General features: G+C 72.1%; 14 protein-coding genes and 1 pseudogene. 11 read left to right on the top strand and 4 right to left on the bottom strand.

Going from position 1 to position 18,028, the window contains the following annotated elements; genetic code table 11:
- The 5 genes and pseudogenes from ACZ4Z2_RS16165 to ACZ4Z2_RS16145 all read left to right on the top strand — a co-directional run.
- A pseudogene (locus ACZ4Z2_RS16165) lies at positions 1-663 on the top strand (alpha-1,4-glucan--maltose-1-phosphate maltosyltransferase); the annotation flags it as partial.
- Positions 660-2,378: a maltose alpha-D-glucosyltransferase gene (gene treS, locus ACZ4Z2_RS16160; protein WP_468076380.1), complete on the top strand. Its 1,719-nt coding sequence runs from the start codon at positions 660-662 to the stop codon at positions 2,376-2,378. The pseudogene ACZ4Z2_RS16165 and the gene treS, both read left to right, overlap by 4 nt.
- 29 nt (positions 2,379-2,407) lie before the next feature.
- The gene (locus tag ACZ4Z2_RS16155) at positions 2,408-3,790 is read left to right on the top strand and encodes a maltokinase N-terminal cap-like domain-containing protein (protein WP_468076378.1); all 1,383 of its coding nucleotides are present in this window, start codon (positions 2,408-2,410) and stop codon (positions 3,788-3,790) included.
- A 4-nt stretch (positions 3,791-3,794) separates the two neighbouring features.
- A complete protein-coding gene (gene glgB / locus ACZ4Z2_RS16150) occupies positions 3,795-6,032 on the top strand; it encodes a 1,4-alpha-glucan branching enzyme (RefSeq protein WP_468076376.1) in 2,238 nt (745 codons plus the stop codon).
- A gap of 56 nt (positions 6,033-6,088) precedes the next feature.
- Positions 6,089-6,487 carry a MarR family winged helix-turn-helix transcriptional regulator gene (locus ACZ4Z2_RS16145; protein WP_468076374.1) on the top strand — a complete coding sequence of 133 codons (399 nt, stop codon included), beginning with the start codon at positions 6,089-6,091 and terminating at the stop codon, positions 6,485-6,487.
- 107 nt (positions 6,488-6,594) lie between these two features.
- Here the strand turns inward: ACZ4Z2_RS16145 and ACZ4Z2_RS16140 are convergent, their stop codons facing one another.
- The 4 genes from ACZ4Z2_RS16140 to ACZ4Z2_RS16125 all read right to left on the bottom strand — a co-directional run bounded on the left by ACZ4Z2_RS16140 (position 6,595) and on the right by ACZ4Z2_RS16125 (position 10,061).
- Positions 6,595-7,014: an SseB family protein gene (locus ACZ4Z2_RS16140; protein WP_468076372.1), complete on the bottom strand. Its 420-nt coding sequence runs from the start codon at positions 7,012-7,014 to the stop codon at positions 6,595-6,597.
- A 242-nt stretch (positions 7,015-7,256) separates the two neighbouring features.
- Positions 7,257-7,862 carry a cysteine hydrolase family protein gene (locus tag ACZ4Z2_RS16135; protein WP_468076370.1) on the bottom strand — a complete coding sequence of 202 codons (606 nt, stop codon included), beginning with the start codon at positions 7,860-7,862 and terminating at the stop codon, positions 7,257-7,259.
- The gene (locus ACZ4Z2_RS16130; protein ID WP_468076368.1) at positions 7,859-9,325 is read right to left on the bottom strand and encodes a purine-cytosine permease family protein; all 1,467 of its coding nucleotides are present in this window, start codon (positions 9,323-9,325) and stop codon (positions 7,859-7,861) included. The genes ACZ4Z2_RS16135 and ACZ4Z2_RS16130 overlap by 4 nt, the downstream gene beginning before the upstream one ends.
- Before the next feature lie 127 nt (positions 9,326-9,452).
- Entirely contained in the window at positions 9,453-10,061 is a 609-nt protein-coding gene (locus ACZ4Z2_RS16125; protein ID WP_468076366.1) for a TetR/AcrR family transcriptional regulator, read from the bottom strand.
- A gap of 87 nt (positions 10,062-10,148) precedes the next feature.
- Between ACZ4Z2_RS16125 and ACZ4Z2_RS16120 the strand changes: the two genes are divergently transcribed.
- The 6 genes from ACZ4Z2_RS16120 (at position 10,149) to ACZ4Z2_RS16095 (ending at position 17,970) form a co-directional block, all read left to right on the top strand.
- Positions 10,149-10,931: an SDR family NAD(P)-dependent oxidoreductase gene (locus ACZ4Z2_RS16120; protein WP_468076364.1), complete on the top strand. Its 783-nt coding sequence runs from the start codon at positions 10,149-10,151 to the stop codon at positions 10,929-10,931.
- Between the two features lie 128 nt (positions 10,932-11,059).
- On the top strand, positions 11,060-11,374 hold the full coding sequence (locus ACZ4Z2_RS16115) for a hypothetical protein (RefSeq protein WP_468076362.1): 315 nt from the start codon (positions 11,060-11,062) through the stop codon (positions 11,372-11,374).
- Between the two features lie 50 nt (positions 11,375-11,424).
- Positions 11,425-12,936, top strand: coding sequence for a S8 family serine peptidase (locus ACZ4Z2_RS16110; protein ID WP_468076360.1), 1,512 nt, complete (start codon positions 11,425-11,427; stop codon positions 12,934-12,936).
- Positions 12,937-12,965: 29 nt separating this feature from the next.
- Positions 12,966-14,579: a hypothetical protein gene (locus ACZ4Z2_RS16105; protein ID WP_468076358.1), complete on the top strand. Its 1,614-nt coding sequence runs from the start codon at positions 12,966-12,968 to the stop codon at positions 14,577-14,579.
- Positions 14,576-15,724 carry a hypothetical protein gene (locus ACZ4Z2_RS16100; protein WP_468076356.1) on the top strand — a complete coding sequence of 383 codons (1,149 nt, stop codon included), beginning with the start codon at positions 14,576-14,578 and terminating at the stop codon, positions 15,722-15,724. Before ACZ4Z2_RS16105 ends, ACZ4Z2_RS16100 begins: the two co-directional genes overlap by 4 nt.
- 47 nt (positions 15,725-15,771) lie before the next feature.
- The gene (locus ACZ4Z2_RS16095) at positions 15,772-17,970 is read left to right on the top strand and encodes an endonuclease (RefSeq protein WP_468076354.1); all 2,199 of its coding nucleotides are present in this window, start codon (positions 15,772-15,774) and stop codon (positions 17,968-17,970) included.
- Positions 17,971-18,028 lie beyond the last annotated feature (58 nt).

Genomic DNA, 18,028 nt, shown 5'->3' with positions numbered 1-18,028 from the left:
ACCGAGCTGGCCGGGGACGCCGCGAGCTACATGCGGCCCAACTTCTTCGTCAACACCCCCGACATCCTGCACGCCTTCCTCCAGCACGGCGGCCGCCCCGCCTTCGAACTCCGCGCCGTCCTCGCCGCGACCCTCTCCCCCACCTGGGGCGTCTACTCCGGCTACGAACTGTGCGAGAACACCCCCCTCAAACCCGGCAGCGAGGAGTACCTCGACTCCGAGAAGTACCAACTCCGCCCCCGCGACTGGGAAGCAGCCGAACGCGAAGGACGCACGATCGCGCCCCTCATCACCGCGCTGAACGACATCCGCCGGCGTCATCGGGCACTGCACGGCCTCAGGAACCTGCGCTTCCACCACACCGACAACGACGCGGTGATGGCGTACAGCAAGCGCACGGGCGCGGACACGGTCCTGGTGGTCGTGAACCTCGACCCCCACCGCACGCAAGCCGCCTGGGTCTCGCTCGACATGGCGGAACTCGGCCTGGGTCCGGACGAGAACGCGCCGATGCGCGACGAGCTGACGGGTGAGACCTACCGATGGGGAAGGACGAACTACGTGTGTCTGGAGCCGGGCCGGGCGCCCGCACACATCCTCCACGTCGGGGTCCCCGCCGACGGCACGTCCTCGGCTCGCAAGGGAGGGCCCGGTACCCGATGACGATGAACAAGCCCATCCCGGACACCTTCGAGGACACGCCGCAGAGGGACCGGGACCCGGAGTGGTTCAAACGCGCCGTCTTCTACGAGGTCCTCGTCCGTTCCTTCCAGGACAGCAACGGCGACGGCATCGGCGACCTCAAGGGCCTGACCGCGAAACTCGACTACCTGCAGTGGCTGGGCATCGACTGCATCTGGCTCCCGCCCTTCTTCAAGTCGCCCCTGCGCGACGGCGGCTACGACGTCTCGGACTACACCGCCGTCCTGCCCGAGTTCGGCGACCTCGCCGACTTCGTGGAATTCGTCGACGCCGCCCACCAGCGCGGCATGCGCGTCATCATCGACTTCGTCATGAACCACACCAGCGACCAGCACCCGTGGTTCCAGGAGTCCCGCAAGGACCCCGACGGCCCCTACGGCGACTACTACGTCTGGGCCGACGACGACAAGCAGTACCAGGACGCCCGCATCATCTTCGTCGACACCGAAGTCTCCAACTGGACCTTCGACCCCGTCCGCAAGCAGTACTTCTGGCACCGCTTCTTCGCCCACCAACCGGACCTCAACTACGAGAACCCGGCCGTGCAGGAGGAGATGCTGGCCTCCCTGCGGTTCTGGCTGGACCTCGGGATCGACGGTTTCCGGCTCGACGCGGTGCCCTACCTCTACCAGGAGGAAGGCACCAACTGCGAGAACCTTCCCGCCACCCACGCCTTCCTCAAGCGGGTCCGCAGGGAGATCGACGCGCTGTACCCGGACACGGTCATCCTCGCGGAGGCGAACCAGTGGCCGGAGGACGTGGTCGACTACTTCGGCGACTACACCAGCGGCGGCGACGAATGCCACATGGCGTTCCACTTCCCCGTCATGCCACGGATCTTCATGGCGGTCCGCAGGGAATCGCGCTACCCGGTCTCGGAGATCCTCGCCAAGACCCCCGCGATCCCGTCCAACTGCCAGTGGGGCATCTTCCTGCGCAACCACGACGAGCTGACCCTCGAAATGGTCACCGACGAAGAGCGCGACTACATGTACGCGGAATACGCGAAGGACCCGCGTATGCGCGCCAACATCGGCATCCGCCGCCGCCTCGCCCCGCTGCTGGACAACGACCGCAACCAGATCGAACTGTTCACCGCCCTGCTGCTGTCCCTGCCGGGCTCGCCGATCCTCTACTACGGCGACGAGATCGGCATGGGCGACAACATCTGGCTCGGCGACCGCGACGGTGTCCGCACCCCGATGCAGTGGACCCCGGACCGCAACGCGGGCTTCTCCACGTGCGACCCGGGGAAGCTCTATCTGCCGACGATCATGGATCCGGTCTACGGCTACCAGGTCGCCAACGTCGAGGCGTCGATGTCCTCGCCCTCGTCGCTGCTCCACTGGACCCGCCGCATGATCGAGATCCGCAAGCAGAACCCGGCCTTCGGGCTGGGGTCGTACACGGAGCTCCACTCGTCCAATCCGGCGGTCCTCGCCTATCTGCGTGAGTACAAGGACGATCTCGTGCTGTGCGTGAACAACTTCTCGCGGTTCGCGCAGCCCACCGAACTCGACCTGAGCGCCTACGAAGGACGCCACCCCGTCGAACTCATCGGCCAGGTCCGTTTCCCCGCCATCGGTGAACTCCCTTATCTCCTCACCCTCGCGGGCCACGGCTTCTACTGGTTCCGGCTCTCCCGAGTCCTCTCCCGCGCTGCCCGAGGGCGTTGAGGCGCGGGCCGGTGAAAGGACGCGTCACCATGCCGAAGACCGCATTGCTCCGGCCGAGCAGCGACAGGGGCGCCGCCGACCTGATGACCTCGCTCGCGGGGCTGCTGCGTGAGTGGCTGCCCCGGCAGCGCTGGTTCGCCGGCAAGGACCGGCCGGTCACGGACCTCGCACTGCTGTCGATGACGGAGCTGTATCCGGGCTGTCTGCATCTCCTGGTGCACACGGGGCACGCCAGTCACAGCAGTCATGGTGGCGTGCCGGCGCCCGGCGGCACTCCCCCGGCGGGCGACTGCTATCAGCTGCTGCTCGGGGTGCGGGACCATCCGGCGCCGCGGCTGGGCCGGGCCCTCATCGGACAGGCGCAGGAGGGCCCCCTCGCGGGGCTCACGGTCTATGACGCGCTGTACGACCCCCGGTCGGCGCAGTTGCTGCTGGAGCGGCTGCGGAACCCCGGCGCGGCCGGCCCGCTGCGCTTCGAGGCCGACCCGTCGGCGCACGTACCGGCCGGGCTGGCGCCGCGGCTGCTGGACGCGGAGCAGTCCAACTCCTCGCTGGTGTACGGCGACGCGTTCATCCTGAAGGTGTTCCGGCGCATCCAGCCGGGGGTCAACCCCGATCTGGAGGTACCCGGCGCGCTGGCGGGGCAGGGCTGCGGCCGGGTGCCGGCTCCGGTGGCGTGGTTCCGGACGACGAACCCGTTCGCGGCGACCCTCGGTGTGCTCCAGCCGTTCCTGCCCGACGCGTCCGACGGCTGGACGCTGGCGCTCGGCGCGCTCGCCTCCGGGCACGACTTCACGGCGCAGGCGCGTGAGCTGGGACGGGCCACGGCGGACGTGCACCTCGCGCTGGCCTCGGCCTTCCCCGCCGGGGAGCACGACGAGAACGCGCGGACGGCGGCGGCGATGACCGAGCGGCTCGACGCGGCGGCGCGCTGTGTCCCGGCGCTGCGGCCGTACGTACCGGGGTTGCGGACCGCGTTCCGGGCGCTGCTCACCTGCGACGCGGGGCCGCCCGCGCAGCGCATCCACGGTGATCTGCACCTGGGGCAGGTGCTGCGGGCCGGCCGGGAGTGGTTCGTCATCGACTTCGAGGGCGAGCCGTCCCGTCCGCTCGCCGAGCGGTGCGGCACCCAGTCCCCGGTGCGGGACATCGCCGGGATGCTGCGCTCCTTCGACTACGCCGCCCGGCAGCGGCGGCCCTGGCGGCCTGAGTGGGCGCGCCGCTGCCGCGAGGCGTACTGCGCGGGCTACGCCGCCCGCGCCGGCTGGGACCCGCGCAAGAAGCACGGTCTGCTGCGCGCCTATGAGACCGACCGGGCCGTGTACGAGGTTCTGTACGAGGCACGGCACCGACCCGACTGGCTCCCCGTACCGATGGCGGCGATCGAGCGTCTCGCCGTAAGAGGAGGCTGAAGCAGTGGCCCTGCGCGACAACACTCCCCCCGAGTCGGCCGGTCCGCCGTCGCACCCGCCGGGCACCTTCGCGGGTGCTCCTCCCCTGTCCCCCGAGGACCGCGGCCGGCTGCTGGCCGGCGCGCATCACGACCCGCACTCCCTGCTGGGCGCGCATCCGGTGCCCGGCGGGGTCGTGATCCGGGCGCTGCGGCCGTACGCCCACGCGGTGCGGGTCGTCATCGACGGGGTGCGCACCTATCTCTCCTCGGAGGGCGACGGCCTGTTCGCGGGGGTGGTGCCGCTCGGCACGATCCCCGACTACACGCTGCTGGTGTCGTACGAGGACGCGGACCTGGAGGTCCACGACCCGTACCGTTTCCTTCCGGCGCTCGGCGATCTGGATCTGCATCTGATCCGGGAGGGCCGGCACGAGCAGTTGTGGAAGGCGCTGGGCGCGGAGCCCATGGTCCACCAGGGCGTGGCAGGCACCCGTTTCACGGTGTGGGCGCCGAACGCGCGAGGGGTGCGGGTCGCCGGGGACTTCGGCTGCTGGGACGGTACGGCGTTCCCCATGCGCTCACTGGGGTCGTCCGGGGTGTGGGAGCTGTTCCTGCCGGGCGTCGGTGAGGGCGCCCGGTACAAGTTCGAGATCACCTCCCGGCACGGGCACCGCTTCCTCAAGGCGGACCCGATGGCGCGCCAGGCGGAGGTGCCGCCCGCGACGGCGTCGGTGGTGACGGTCTCGCACCACGAGTGGGGCGACGCGGAATGGATGGCGCGGCGCGGGGACACCCCGGTGCACGAGGCGCCGTTCTCCGTGTACGAGGTCCATCTGCCGTCGTGGAAGCCGGGGTTGACGTATCGTCAGCTGGCCGAGGAGCTTCCGGCGTACGTGAAGGACCTCGGTTTCACGCATGTGGAGTTCATGCCGGTCGCCCAGCATCCGTTCAGCGGGTCCTGGGGCTACCAGGTCACCGGGTTCTACGCGCCCACGGCCCGCCTCGGCGGACCGGACGACCTCAAGTACCTGATCGACTCCCTGCACCGGGCGGGGATCGGCGTGATCATGGACTGGGTTCCGGCGCACTTCCCCAAGGACGACTGGGCGCTGGCCCGCTTCGACGGGGAGCCGTTGTACGAGTCCGGGGACTGGCGGCGGGCGGAGCATCCGGACTGGGGGACGTACGAGTTCGACCTCGGGCGCACGGAGGTCCGCAACTTCCTCGTCGCGAACGCGGTGTACTGGTGCGAGGAGTTCCACGTCGACGGGCTGCGGGTCGACGCCGTCGCGTCGATGCTCTACCTCGACTACTCGCGGGACTCCGGCCAGTGGTCGCCCAATGTGTTCGGCGGGCGTGAGGACCTGGACGCGGTGGCGTTCCTCCAGGAGATGAACGCGACCGTGTACCGGCGGGCGCCGGGCGTGGTGACCATCGCGGAGGAGTCCACGGCGTGGGACGGCGTGACCCGGCCCACCGACAGCGGGGGTCTGGGCTTCGGGCTGAAGTGGAACATGGGCTGGATGCACGACTCCCTCGGCTACATGGCGAAGGAGCCGGTGCACCGCAAGTACCACCACAACGAGATGACGTTCTCGATGGTGTACGCGTACAGCGAGAACTACGTCCTGCCGATCTCCCACGACGAGGTCGTGCACGGCAAGCAGGCGCTGGTGTCGAAGATGCCGGGCGACTGGTGGCAGCAGCGCGCCAACCACCGCGCGTACCTGGGCTTCATGTGGGCCCACCCCGGCAAGCAACTGCTGTTCATGGGGCAGGAGTTCGCGCAGGGCGGCGAATGGTACGAGCCGAACGGCCCGGACTGGTGGCTCCTCGACCCGGCGTACGGCGCCGAGGCCGACCACCGGGGCGTGCGGGACCTGGTCCGCGATCTGAACACGGTCTACCGGGGCACCCCGGCGCTCTGGCAGCGCGACAGCGATCCGGCGGGCTTCCAGTGGGTGAAGGGCGACGCCGCCGAGGACAACGTCTTCGCGTTCCTGCGGCTCGCGGCGGACGGCACCCCGCTGCTGTCCGTCTCCAACCTCAGCCCCGTCGTCCGCCACGACTACTGTCTGGGGGCGCCCGGCGACATCCCCGTCTGGCAGGAGGTCCTCAACACCGACGCCGCGGTCTACGGAGGCGGTGACGTCGTCAACGCCGACCCGGTGAAGGCCGAGCCCGCCCCCTACGACGGCCGTCCGGCCACCCTCCGGCTGACCCTGCCGCCGCTGGCGACGGTCTGGCTCAAGCCCGTGTGAATTCGGGCGTGAACTGCGCGGACGGGCATCCCCGCACCCTCTGTTACCGTGCACATATGGCAGCGAACACGGCCGATGCCCGGCTCGAGGAACGGTGGCGGGACATCCTCGCGGTGCACGCCCGCACGATGTGCGAGATCGACCGCGCGCTGCATCCGCACGGCCTCGGGGCCAGCGATTTCGAGGTGCTCGACATCCTCGCGTCCGAGCTCGGCACCGCGGACGCGGACGATCACTGCCGGGTGCAGAACATCGCGGGGAAGGTCCACCTCAGCCAGAGCGCCCTGTCCCGGCTGATCGCGCGGCTGGAGAAGGACGGCCTGGTCACCCGCTCGGTCTGCACCGAGGACCGGCGCGGGGTGCGGGTCGCCCTCACCGACAAGGGACGCTCGCTGCACTCCGAGGTGCTGCCCCTGCAGCGGGACGTCCTGGCGAGGACGCTGCGGAGCGACTGACGCCGGCCGCGCGGCGGCGCCCGCTCCCCCGGGAAGGGGGCGCCCGCTCCCCCGGAAGGGGGTGAGGCCCGTACGCCCCTCATGCCCCCTCCCTGGCGGGTCGGGGGTCAGAACTCGTGCCCCCCGAGCAGGGTGCCCACGTCGTGGGCGTCGAGGGTCAGGCCGTACGGTGAGCCGGCGTCGATGGTCAGGAACAGGTCGCTGTCGGGCCACTGGGAGGCGAGGGCCCCGAGCGGCACGAGACGGTAGCGGGAGACGAACGGCAGCAGCTCGGCCATCGCCGGTTCCGAGGTGAACACCGGCACGACCTGTTCGCCTCCTGGCTGCTCCAGGACGGGCAGCGCCACGGCCGTGGGGTCGTTCAGCGTCGCGTCGTCGGCGTCGTCCGGCACGGGGACCAGGACGTCGCTTCCGGCCAGAGTGTCCAGCGCGGCCGTGTCGCCGTTGTCGAGGGCGAGGGCGGTCAGCGCCTGCTGAGCCGGTGTGGCCTCCTGGCGCGCGGGGTGGTTGTTGGCGGGTATGTCCATTGGAAGATCCCTGAAGGTGGGGACGGGCCGCCCGGGACAAGATCCGTTCCGGGCACGACGTCCCTCGCGTACCCGATCCGCGGACGCCCATTCCTGTGCCCCCCGCCGGCCCGCGCGGCGGACGGGGCCGGGCCCGGGCGTCGTGGGTGAGCGCGGGGCGGGGATCCGCACGCCCCCGGCGAGGCCGACCTCGACCCGTGCGCGACCGTCCTCCCCGTCGGACTCGACGGGCAGCCGGACCTCTACCGGGGCGCGGGGCGCGGTTGAGCGAGGACCTCGTCGACGGTCACCACCCGCACGAGGGGCCGGTAGAGGCCGAGCAGGTGCAGGGCCTTGGCGTGGGAGTCGTCGTCGGCGCCCGCGCAGGCGTCCGCCACCACCAGCACCTCGACCCCGGCGTCGGCGGCGGCGAGGGCGGTGGACAGCACACAGCAGTCGGTGCTGACCCCGGCCAGGACCAGCCGCCCGTCCGCGCCGAGACGGGCGGCGAGGTCGGGGCCCCATTTGCCGAAGGTGGGGGCGTCCAGGAGCGGGCGGGTACCGCCGGGGAGGCCCTCCGCGAACTCGTCGACCAGGTGCCAGAGCGGGGCGCCGGCCGGGCGCAGGGCGAACGTCCACCGGTCGTAGTAGGCGCGCCAGGCTCCCTCGGGGCGCTCGGGCGCGATGAAGCGGGTGAACACCACGCGGTCGCCGAACGCCGGGAGCAGCCGCCGCACCCCGGCCGCGGCCTCGTCGAAGCGGGGCGTGGCCCAAGGGCTGTCCGGCTCGGCGAACACGCGCTGCATGTCGATGACGGCGAGCAGACCGGGCGGGGCGTCCGGGGCACCGTGGGACGGGTCCGCGGTCATGCGCGCCCCTCCTGCGCCCGCACTCGGCGTCCGGACAGCAGCAGCGTGCCGAGGAAGCCGGTCGCCAGGGCGACGAGGACGCCCAGGTTGGCGAAGGCCCAGTCGCCGGTCCTGCCGCCGAGGCCGAGGGGGCCGAGCAGGTAGCCCTGCCAGTCCAGCCAGCCCGCCGCCGTGTTGGTGACCAGGCCCCAGCCGAGGGCCGTGGCGGCGAGGGTGAGCAGGAGGGGGCCCGGCGGGATGTCGCCGTAGCGGCCGTCCGGGCGGAACAGGTCCTCCTCGGCGTAGTCGCGGCGCCGCAGCAGCAGGTCGGCCAGCATCACCCCGCACCAGGCGGCGATGGGCACGCCGAGCGTGGTGAGGAAGCCGATGAACGGGCCGAGGAAGTCGTCGGCGAAGAAGACGATGTAGACGGCGCCCGCGATCATCAGGACGCCGTCGACGAGCGCGGCCAGCGGGCGCGGCACGCGCAGGCCCGCCGCGAGCAGGGCGAGGCCGGAGGAGTAGATGTCGAGGACCGCGCCGCCGACCAGGCCGAGCACGGCGACGGCGGCGAACGGGATGAGGAACCAGGTGGGCAGGAGCGTGGTGAGCGCGCCGATGGGGTCGAGGGCGATCGCCTCGCCGAGTTCGGCGGAGGAGCCGGCGAGGAGCAGGCCGAAGACCAGCAGGAGGAGCGGGGCGAGGGAGGCGCCGAAGGTGGTCCAGCCGACGACACCCCGGCCGGAGGCGGTGCGCGGCAGGTAACGGGAGTAGTCGGCCGCCGCGTTGACCCAGCCGAGGCCGAAGCCGGTCATCATGAAGACGAGGGCGCCGATGAACTCCTGGGCGGAGCCGCCGGGTACGGCGCTGACGGTGGACCAGTGGATGTGGTCGGCCACCAGGGCCACGTAGACGACGGTCAGCGCTCCGGTGACGACCGTGATCACGGTCTGGAGGCGCATGATGAGGTCGAAGCCCATCACGCCGACGACCACGACGAGCGCGGCGACCAGGATAAGAGCCACCATTTTGGTCTCGTCGCCCCCGCCGGTGCCGAACCTGCGGAAGACGGTCGCGGTGGCCATGGTGGCGAGGGCGCACAGGACGGTCTCCCAGCCGACGGTGAGCAGCCAGGACACGGCCGCGGGAAGCCGGTTGCCGCGCACCCCGTAGGCGGCCCGGCTGAGCACCATCGTGGGGGCCGAGCCGCGCTTGCCCGCGACCGCGACGAACCCGCACAGCAGGAACGAGAAGACGATGCCGAGGATCCCGGCGGCCAGGGCCTGTCCGAAGGAGATGCCGAAGCCGAGAGCGAAGGCGCCGTAACTCATGCCGAGGACGGAGACGTTGGCGCCGAACCACGGCCAGAAGAGGGTGCGGGGGGTGCCCTTGCGGTCGGCGTCGCCGATCACGTCGAGGCCGTGGGTCTCCACCTGGAGCGGGCGGACCGAGGGGGTGCCGTCGGAGGGCGGGGCGTCCGTCATCGTCGACCTGCCTGTCTGATCGCGCTGCTCACGTCCAGGGGACCGTAGGTGGGGCGGTCGGACGCGTCAAGGAGGCACCCGCACGGGACGGCGCCTCCCCCGGGTGCCGGCCCGTGGCGCGGGCGGGTCAGCGCGCGGCGCCGTCCGGCAGCACCGCTTCGGCGAAGGCCCGGGCCGCGCGGGCGGGGCCGTCGACGCCCAGGGCCTGCACGGACGCGTAGGCGCCCTCCAGGATCAGGGTGAGCTGGTCGGCGAGCAGGGCCGGGTCGGGGACGGGTGCGGTGCGGGCCAACTCCTCGGTGAGGTCGCCCATGCGGGCCCGTACCCACGCCTTCAGCTCGACCGCCCGGCGGTGGCCGGCGGAAGCCGGGTCGGGCAGTTCGGACAGCGCCATCAGGAAGGGGCAGCCCCGGCAGCGGTCGGGCGCGGTCTGGGCGCGGAGTGCGTCGAACAGGGCCAGGACGCGCTCCCTCGCTCCGCGGCCGTCGGCCCTGGTGGCGGCCGTGAACCACTCCCGGTAGCCGTCGGCCGCGCGCTCGACGTACGCGGCGATCAGATCGTCCTTGGAGGCGAACAGCCGGTAGAGCGTGGTCGGTGCGACCCCCGCCTCGGCGGCGATCCTGTCCACGCCGACGGCACGGATGCCGTTCCAGTAGAAGAGTTCGTGCGCCACGTCCAGCAGGTGTTCGCGGGTCTGCGCCGCGGTGCGTCTCGGGGCCGTCCTTGCTTTCGCCACGGGGGCAGTCTACGGTGCCAGCACTTGATAGGGAACGATCCCTAACATCTACTGTCGCGCCGTGAACTCGGCTGAGAGGGTGGGGACATGACGAGGTCCAAGGGTCTCGCGGGCAGGACCGCGGTGGTGACGGGCGCCTCGCGCGGCATCGGCCGCTCGATCGCGGAGCGCCTGGCCGCCGAGGGGGCGCTGGTCGCCGTGCACTACGGCAGCGACGAGGCGGCGGCGCGCGCGACCGTGGCGACGATCGAGGAGGCGGGCGGCCAGGCGTTCGCCGTCCGCGCGCTGCTGGGCGCGGACGGGGACGTGGAGTCCCTCTTCGCGGGATTACGGGCGGGGTGGGGCGACCGGCCGCTGGACATCCTGGTGAACAACGCGGCCTTCATCGACTACGACGCCACCATCGACAAGGCCACCCCGGAGGCGTACGAGCGGCTCTTCGCGGTCAATGTGCGGGCCCCCCTGTTCATCACCCAGCGGGCGCTGCCGCTCATGCGCGACGGGGGCCGGATCGTCAACGTCTCCTCCGGCGTCACCTGGTTCGCCACGCCCGAGATCGTGTACGCCATGTCCAAGGGCGCGCTCAACGTCTTCACCCGGTCGCTCGCCAACTCGCAGGGCTCCAGGGGCATCACGGTCAACACGGTCTCGCCGGGCATCACCGACACGGACATGAACATGAACTGGCTGCGCGACAGCGCGGACGCGCAGCGGTCCGTCGCCGCGATGACGGCGCTCGGCCGCCACGGCCGGCCGGCCGATGTCGCCGACGCGGTGGTGTTCTTCGCCTCGGACGACGCGCGCTGGATCACCGGGCAGACCCTGGAGGTCAACGGCGGGCTGCTGCTGGGGCCGCCGGGCGAACGCTGAGGGCCCGCTCCCGGCCGCCGGGGCCCTGTCACCCTCACGACGACTGACGAAAGACCCCTTTTGCGCATGTTTGCCGCAGCTGTCAGCATCGAAAGAGGGGACAGCCCACACAAGAGACCGGAGACACCGTGGCAGCGGATCAGGGCGACGGCTCCGGAGGGCGATTCGTCGAGGCCCTCGTGCGACTGCGCGCCGGCGCTCCGGCGGGCGCACTGGCCGAGTGGGCCGGGGAGCACGGGCTCGATGTGACGCCCATGGCCGCGGGCGCCCTTCTCACGGGCCCCGCCGACCGGTTCACCGAGGCCTTCGGCGAACCTCCGGGCGAACGCGCGGAGCCCCGGCCCCTCCCGGTGCCGAAGGCGCTCGGGGACACGGCGCGGTCCGTCACCGTGCTGCCGCTGCCCGCCCTCGGCACCGACGCGGACACCCCCTTCCCGGACTGAGCGACGACCGTCCCGGTCGCCCTCCCCCACGGCGACCCCTGGAGGACACGATGACGCTCCCCATGACACCCCAGTACGGGCAGCCCGCGCCGGAGCACGTGTACGGCTATGTGTCGGCCCGGTCGAGGGGCGGGGTGCCGATGACCCGGGCATCGCGGTGGGACGCGGCCGAACCCTTCCGGACGGACCCGGAGAGCCAGGAACGCGCCGAGGCGTACCTCCTCGCGGCCGGGCTGACCATCACCGCCGAGAGTCGCCTGGGCTTCGCCGTGAGCGGGCCGCCCGCCGCGTACGAGGAACTGACGGGCGGCCGGGTCGAGACGTACGAGGACCTGCACCAGGTCGAGATGGACCACATCCGGTACGTGACGCAGCTGGACATCGTGGGCGAGCGGCAGCCCGCGGCGCACGGGGTGGGCGATGTGCCGGGCACCGACGCGATCGAGGCGGTGGCGCTGGAGTCGCCTCGGACGCCGGCGCGTCTGGTGCCGTCGGCGCAGCCGCCCAACGTCGACCGGTTCCACCTCCGGCTGCCGGGCGACGTCGCCATGCTGCTGGGCGCCACCCGGGCCCACGCCCGGGGCCAGGTGGGGCTGGGGGTGCAGGTCGCGATGGTGGACACCGGGCAGTTCCCGCACACCTATTTCGCGGCGCACGGCTACCGGATCGCCCCGACGGTCGCGGTCCTGCCGGGCACCAACCCCGCGCAGGATCCCGTCGGGCACGGCACCGGGGAGTCGGCGAACGTCTTCGCCGTGGCGCCCGGGGCGGAGCTGCGGCCCTACCGGGCGAGCGACAACTCGGGGAATCTGACGGGCGCGTTCACGGCGTTCATCCGCGCGAAGGCCGACTGTGTGGCCGCGCGGGCCGCGGGCACTCCGCAGGTGCTCACCAACTCCTGGGGCGGGTCGCGGACGTTCCCTCCCGTGGGTCCGCCCACGGAGACCGACAATGTGTTCGCCCTGGAGATCCGCGACGGGATCGAGCAGGACGTCACGGTCGTGTTCTCCGCGATGAACGGGCAGTTCGCGATGGAGCCGCAGGTGCCGGGCGTGCTCTCGGTCGGCGGGGTGTTCGTGGGGCCGGAACTGGAGCTGCGGGCCTCCGACTACGCGAGCGGGTACGCCAGCCCCTGGTTCGAGGGTGTCGTGGTGCCCGTGGTGTCCGGCCTGGTCGGGATGAGGCCGCGGGCGCAGTACCTGATGCTGCCGGTGCCGCCCGGCTGCGCGCTCGATGTGTCGGAGAGCCGCGTCCAGGGCGACGGGCGGCGGCCCGAGCGGGGCGACGACACAGGGCCGAACGACGGGTGGGCGCTGTTCTCCGGTACGTCGGCGGCGGCGCCGCAGGTCGCGGGAGCGGCGGCGGTACTGCTCGGGGCGCGCCCGGAGCTGACGCCGGCCCAGGTCGTCGAGGCGCTCGCCGAGACGGCGGTCGACGTCACCATCGGCTCGAACCATCCCCGCTTCAACCGTCCGGCGCAGATCGGGCCCGACGAGGCCACCGGCGCGGGCCTGGTGAATGTCGACGCGGCCCTGTCCTTCGCGCTCGACCGGTTTCCCTGACGGCCCGCAACGCGAAGCGCGGAGGAGCCATGTCGCTGTGGGAACGCACCCCTGAGCGCCGTCGGGCGACCGCCTGGCCGCAGGCGGGGACGGCGGCCGGGGCGGCGGCGGTCACGGCGGCCGGCGAGGGCGGCGGGCTGCGGCCGGGGACGCTGCACCGCGGGGTGAGCGGGGTCGACCGTGGGCCGGTGCCCATGTCCGCCGAGCAGTTCGACGGGTTGAAGGACCCGATGGCGAGGGTGTTCTTCCGGCGGGGCCGCTGGCCGATGACGCTGGAGGAGGTGCTCGACGGGCTCACCGAGGCGGGGGAACTCCCGGCGCAGTCCGTGTACCTGATCGGTGAGGCCGGGCAGATGCCGCCGCACGAGGCGCCGGGGCTGCGCCGCGACTTCCGTTTCGCGATCACCCGCGCGGTCCCGGGCAGGGACGCCGACCTGCTGGTCAGCAGCGATCCCGGCTCGGTCTTCCTGCAGGTCGCCGCCTGGGACCCCGGGGCCGGGGTCTTCAACTACTACATGCGGATCTCGCCCGCCTGGGTGTGGACCGGTGACTCGTGGTCGGCGCTGGCTCCGGAGTCACGGGGCAAGGGCTGCTTCGACAGCCATGTCAACGGCAGCGTCGTGATGAAGGAGCTGAAGCAGCCCTGGAGCAACTGGCAGTCCATGTCGGCGACGATCCAGCTCGCCCCCGACGACCCGCTGCGCGCCAACCCCCTGTACCGCCAGGTCATCGGCGCCGAACGCCTGGAACTGACGGTCAAGGGCCTCGTCTCGCGGTGGACCGCCGCCCGTCTGTCGGCGGTCGTCGCCGACGGCCTGGTGACCCACCCCGACCGGCTGCTGCGGCAGTTGTTCACCAGCACCACGGTCAACCTGGCCAGTACGTCCACGCAGAGCGCGACCGTCGCCGCCTCGGGCCAGGACCTGACCCTGCCCCTGGGCTTCTGGCTGAACGCCGACGCCCTGCTGAACGACCTCGGTCTGCCGGTGGGCCTACGGAGCGCGCCGTCCGCGCCGGCCGCCCTCTACGCGGAGAGCCTCGCCGCGTTCGGCTTCCGGATGGAGGAGCGCGTCAGCGGGTTCACACGGCCTGGGGACACGTTCTTCGCCTTCGTGGTCCCCGAGGCCGCGTACGAGGACAACGACGTGGTGCGGCAGGCGGTGGAGCGGGGTCTCGTGCCGGCCAGGTTCGCGGCGTGCGCGCTGATGGTCGACTTCACCGAGCCGGTCTTCAGCCCGGTCCGCGCCCACCTGATGCGCTACGTGCCGACCACCCCGGTGCCGGTGGCGACGTGGTGCGAGGACATCGCCGCGGCCGTGGTCGCCGCCGCGCGCGCCCTGCCCGCCGACAGCCCGGAGGCGGAGTTCGCGCGCAACTGGGCCATCCCCGAGGGGGAGTGGCGCGAGGTGTTCGCCCGGCGGGTGGACGCGTATCTGGAGCAGGTCGCGGCGCGGATCCGTACGGCGTCGGGTTTCGACGACTGTGTGCGGCTCGCGGAGTCGCGTCGCCGCACGTTCAAGGAGATGCGGCTCAACGAGTTCGCGCTCACCCTGCCGACGACCGACATCCCCGCCGACGCCCCCCGGCCGCGCATGCACGAGGACGGCACCGTCGGTATCTCGACCAGCGGAGGTTCTCCATGACCAGCATCAGCGCGTACGGGCCTCCCGGCCGGCTCACCGACCTCGACGACGCGGGCAGCCAGGCGTGGCACGTCTTCATCAGCGACAGCGTCGACCAGGCGATCGCCGGCCCGGACCCCGCCGAGGTGCTCCACAACAGTCCCCGGCCGCAGTTCTACAACCTCACCAGGACGGACACCTCCGACGACGCGGTCCGGGCGGCCGTCACCTGGACGGCGTTCCCGAACCGGCTGAGGTCCGCGATCTCCGACCGGCAGCGCTGGCAGCGCGCCGACGCCAGCCGTGACGTGCAGGACGAGTACTGCGAGTGGAGCGTGTCCCGCGACGACTCGGGGAGGATCACCCGCGTCACGTTCACCTGTGAGGGCCCCGAGTACTGGGACGTGCTCGCGCGGACCGACCCCGCCAGGGTGCTCGACCTCTACCGCGCACACATCGACCCGGCCGTACGCAGGAGCGATCTCTTCGGCCCGGACGGCCGGTACGTGCGGCGCAACAAGTGGAACGACTCCACGACCCAGGGCGCGATGCACCTCATCCAGCCGTCCAACACCCTCGGCGCCGAGATCGAGTTGGCGGCCGCCGCGACCATCCGGCGGGTCGTCGGCGGCCGGGAACTCACCGGCGCGCAGGAACTCATCGCCTGCGCCAAGTACGGCGTGCCGGACCGCAACAGCGATCCGCACATCGGTGAGGTGGTCAACTCGGTGGCCCGGCAGAAGGCGGACATCACGCTCTCCGACCCCGTCGGCATCTACTTGGACGACCTGGCCACCGACGGCTGGAGCACCCCCGACGGCTCCGACCCGAAGAGCTTCTGGAGGTTCGAGCGCGGCGACACGGACGTCCCCGTGCGGGCCGTCTACGAGGTGCCCGGCGACCGGGGCTTCACCGTGGGCGACATCACCATCGGCGGTCGGCCCATCGAGTTCGGCGCCCAGATCACCGACTTCGTCACCGTGAGGCTCACGGCCACCGCCTGCCGTTTCGGGCTGAGCACGGCCCGGCCGCAGACCGCCTGCGTGGAGCTCGCAGCGGGCGACGACGTCGCACCGGATGCCTTCTCCCCCGGCGCGTTCTCGGCGCAGGGCTATCTCGGCACCCGCCCCGACCAGGCGTCGCGCAGCACACGGCTCGTGGCGTAGCGGGACCCACACCCACCCATCCCACCGCCAGACCCGGGAGGCGGATCATGACGACGGCGGAACTCTTCTCCCCCACCGAACCCGACTACCTGTCCCAGCTGACGAGAGCCGCCGCACGCTACGCGGACCGCACCGAGCGACGGGAGCGGAACCAGGAGGTGCTGCGCACCCGCGGTGTGCTGCACGCCGACGAACCGGAGCGGGTCGAGAAGCGGCTGGCGCGGCTCGGCGCGGACTGGTCGCTGGCGACCGCGATCGAGCGGGAGCCCTCGGACCCGGTCGCGGCGGCCGGGAGCACGCTGCGGCTGCCGCCGGAGAGCTTCGGCAGCGACGTGCTGGGGCTGGAGCGGCTGATCGGGCGCAACAACCTCACCCCGGTGGCGTTCCTGGAGGAGGGGGCGCTCGTCTCCCGCTCGGTCGGCAGGGTCACCATCAGCGGTCCCGGCGGCGGTCACGGCACCGGCTTCCTGGTGTCGCCGTCCCTGCTGCTCACCAACAACCATGTGCTGCGCAGCCAGGAGGAGGCCCGGCGAAGTGTGGTCGCGTTCTCGCTCCAGGCCGGGATCGACGGCCGGCCGCTGACACCGGCGGTGTTCCAGCTGGAGCCGCACCGGTTCTTCGTCACCGACCGGGAGCTGGACTTCAGCCTGGTCGCGGTGGCCGACCGCGGGGCGAAGGGCGAGGCCCTGTCCTCGTTCGGCCGGCTGACGCTCAGTGAGGCGCAGGGCACGATCGTCGTCGGGGAGTTCGTCAACATCATCCAGCACCCCCGGGGCGAGCCCAAGCAGTTGGCGCTGCGCGAGAACCAGATCGTGGACATCCTCGACCGGTTCACGCACTACGAGAGCGACACCCGTGAGGGGTCGTCGGGCTCGCCGGTCTTCAACGACCAGTGGGAGGTCGTCGCGCTGCACCACTCGGCCGTTCCGAAGACCGACACCGAGGGACGTCCGCTGAGCGTCGACGGGGTGCCGTGGACGCCGGACATGGGCGACGACCGGCTGGCGTGGAAGGCCAACGAGGGGGTGCGGATCAGCCGGATCCTGCGCGCCCTGCGCGAGATCACGCTGACCGGGGCGGCCGCCCGGCTCCGCGACGAGGTGTTCGCCCCGGGGACCGCCGCGGCCGGGCCCGCCCCGGCACCGGCCGAGAGCACCCCGCCGCCGGCCGAGGCCGCTCCGTCGGGGAACGGTGCGGCGGCACGGCCCGCACCCGACGGGGCGCGGGCGTTCGTCGCCGACGGCGCCGCCCATCTGACGATCCCGCTGCGGATCAGCGTCGGTCTCGACCCGTCGGCGTTCCCGGTGGCGAGCGTGACCGCCCCGCCGCCCGGTCCCGTTCCCCCGGCACCGCCCCCGGCGGGGCGGCCCGACACCGCTTCCGCCGCGGAGCGGGACGTCGACGCCGCCCTCGTCAACCACCGGCTCGCCCGTGAGCGGCCGTACTACGACCGGCCCGCCGACACCGCCGCGCGCGAGACCTACTACGCGGGCGTCGCCACCGACGACGGGGACGCGCTGCGGCGCGCGCTCACCGAACTGCTGACCCGGACCCACAGCCCGCGGCCCCGGTACAAGCCGATGCGGCTCGTCTACCCGTGGGTGGACCTGCACCGGGACGGCCGGCTGCACGGCATCTACTCCGGGAACGACTTCTCCGCCGAGGAGTTCATCCGCGCGGACGCGGCCGTCGAGGCGGCCCGCACGGCCCGTGTCCAGGAGCTGTTCCTGCACGAGGGGACGGCGGGGCCGGCCGAGTTCGAGGCGGAGTTCGACGCGCTGGAGGCGTCGATGCCGTTCAACTGCGAACACGTGGTGCCGCAGTCGTGGTTCCTGAAGAAGGAGCCGATGCGGGGCGACCTGCACCATCTGTTCGCCTGCGAGGTGGGCTGCAACAGCTTCCGCGGCAACTTCCCCTACTTCGACTTCCCCCACTTCGACGAGGCGGTCCGGGACGCCTGCGGACTGCGCGAGAACGTCGGGTTCGAGCCGGCTGAGGGCAAGGGCACGGTCGCCCGGGCCACCCTGTACTTCCTGCTGCGCTATCCGAAGCAGGTCGGCGACACCGCGCGCGAGTTCCCCGAGGACCGGCTGCCCATGCTGCTGGCGTGGCACGCGGGCGAGCCGGTGACCGAGTACGAGCTGCACCGCAACGCCGCCGTAGCGGAGCTCCAGGGCAATCGGAATCCGCTGGTAGACCACCCGGAGTGGGCCGAGAGGATCGACTTTTCGGGGGTCTGGCCCTGATGTGTCGGGGCTTGTGACCACCCCGGTGGCGGGACGGGCCGGGCGGCGGTTTAGCATA

The sequence above is a fragment of the Streptomyces sp. NPDC030183 genome, from assembly GCF_055573455.1.
The sequence above is the reverse complement of the archived record's forward strand: the minus strand, read 5'-3'. Positions and strand labels throughout refer to the sequence as shown.

Bases quoted from the DNA above. Each gene is read 5' to 3' on its own strand.
- treS (WP_468076380.1), top strand. From the start codon at position 660: ATGACGATGAACAAGCCCATCCCGGACACCTTCGAGGACACGCCGCAG.
- ACZ4Z2_RS16155 (WP_468076378.1), top strand. From the start codon at position 2,408: ATGCCGAAGACCGCATTGCTCCGGCCGAGCAGCGACAGGGGCGCCGCC.
- ACZ4Z2_RS16145 (WP_468076374.1), top strand. From the start codon at position 6,089: ATGGCAGCGAACACGGCCGATGCCCGGCTCGAGGAACGGTGGCGGGAC.
- ACZ4Z2_RS16140 (WP_468076372.1), bottom strand. From the start codon at position 7,014: ATGGACATACCCGCCAACAACCACCCCGCGCGCCAGGAGGCCACACCG.
- ACZ4Z2_RS16135 (WP_468076370.1), bottom strand. From the start codon at position 7,862: ATGACCGCGGACCCGTCCCACGGTGCCCCGGACGCCCCGCCCGGTCTG.
- ACZ4Z2_RS16130 (WP_468076368.1), bottom strand. From the start codon at position 9,325: ATGACGGACGCCCCGCCCTCCGACGGCACCCCCTCGGTCCGCCCGCTC.
- ACZ4Z2_RS16120 (WP_468076364.1), top strand. From the start codon at position 10,149: ATGACGAGGTCCAAGGGTCTCGCGGGCAGGACCGCGGTGGTGACGGGC.
- ACZ4Z2_RS16110 (WP_468076360.1), top strand. From the start codon at position 11,425: ATGACGCTCCCCATGACACCCCAGTACGGGCAGCCCGCGCCGGAGCAC.
- ACZ4Z2_RS16105 (WP_468076358.1), top strand. From the start codon at position 12,966: ATGTCGCTGTGGGAACGCACCCCTGAGCGCCGTCGGGCGACCGCCTGG.
- ACZ4Z2_RS16100 (WP_468076356.1), top strand. From the start codon at position 14,576: ATGACCAGCATCAGCGCGTACGGGCCTCCCGGCCGGCTCACCGACCTC.
- ACZ4Z2_RS16095 (WP_468076354.1), top strand. From the start codon at position 15,772: ATGACGACGGCGGAACTCTTCTCCCCCACCGAACCCGACTACCTGTCC.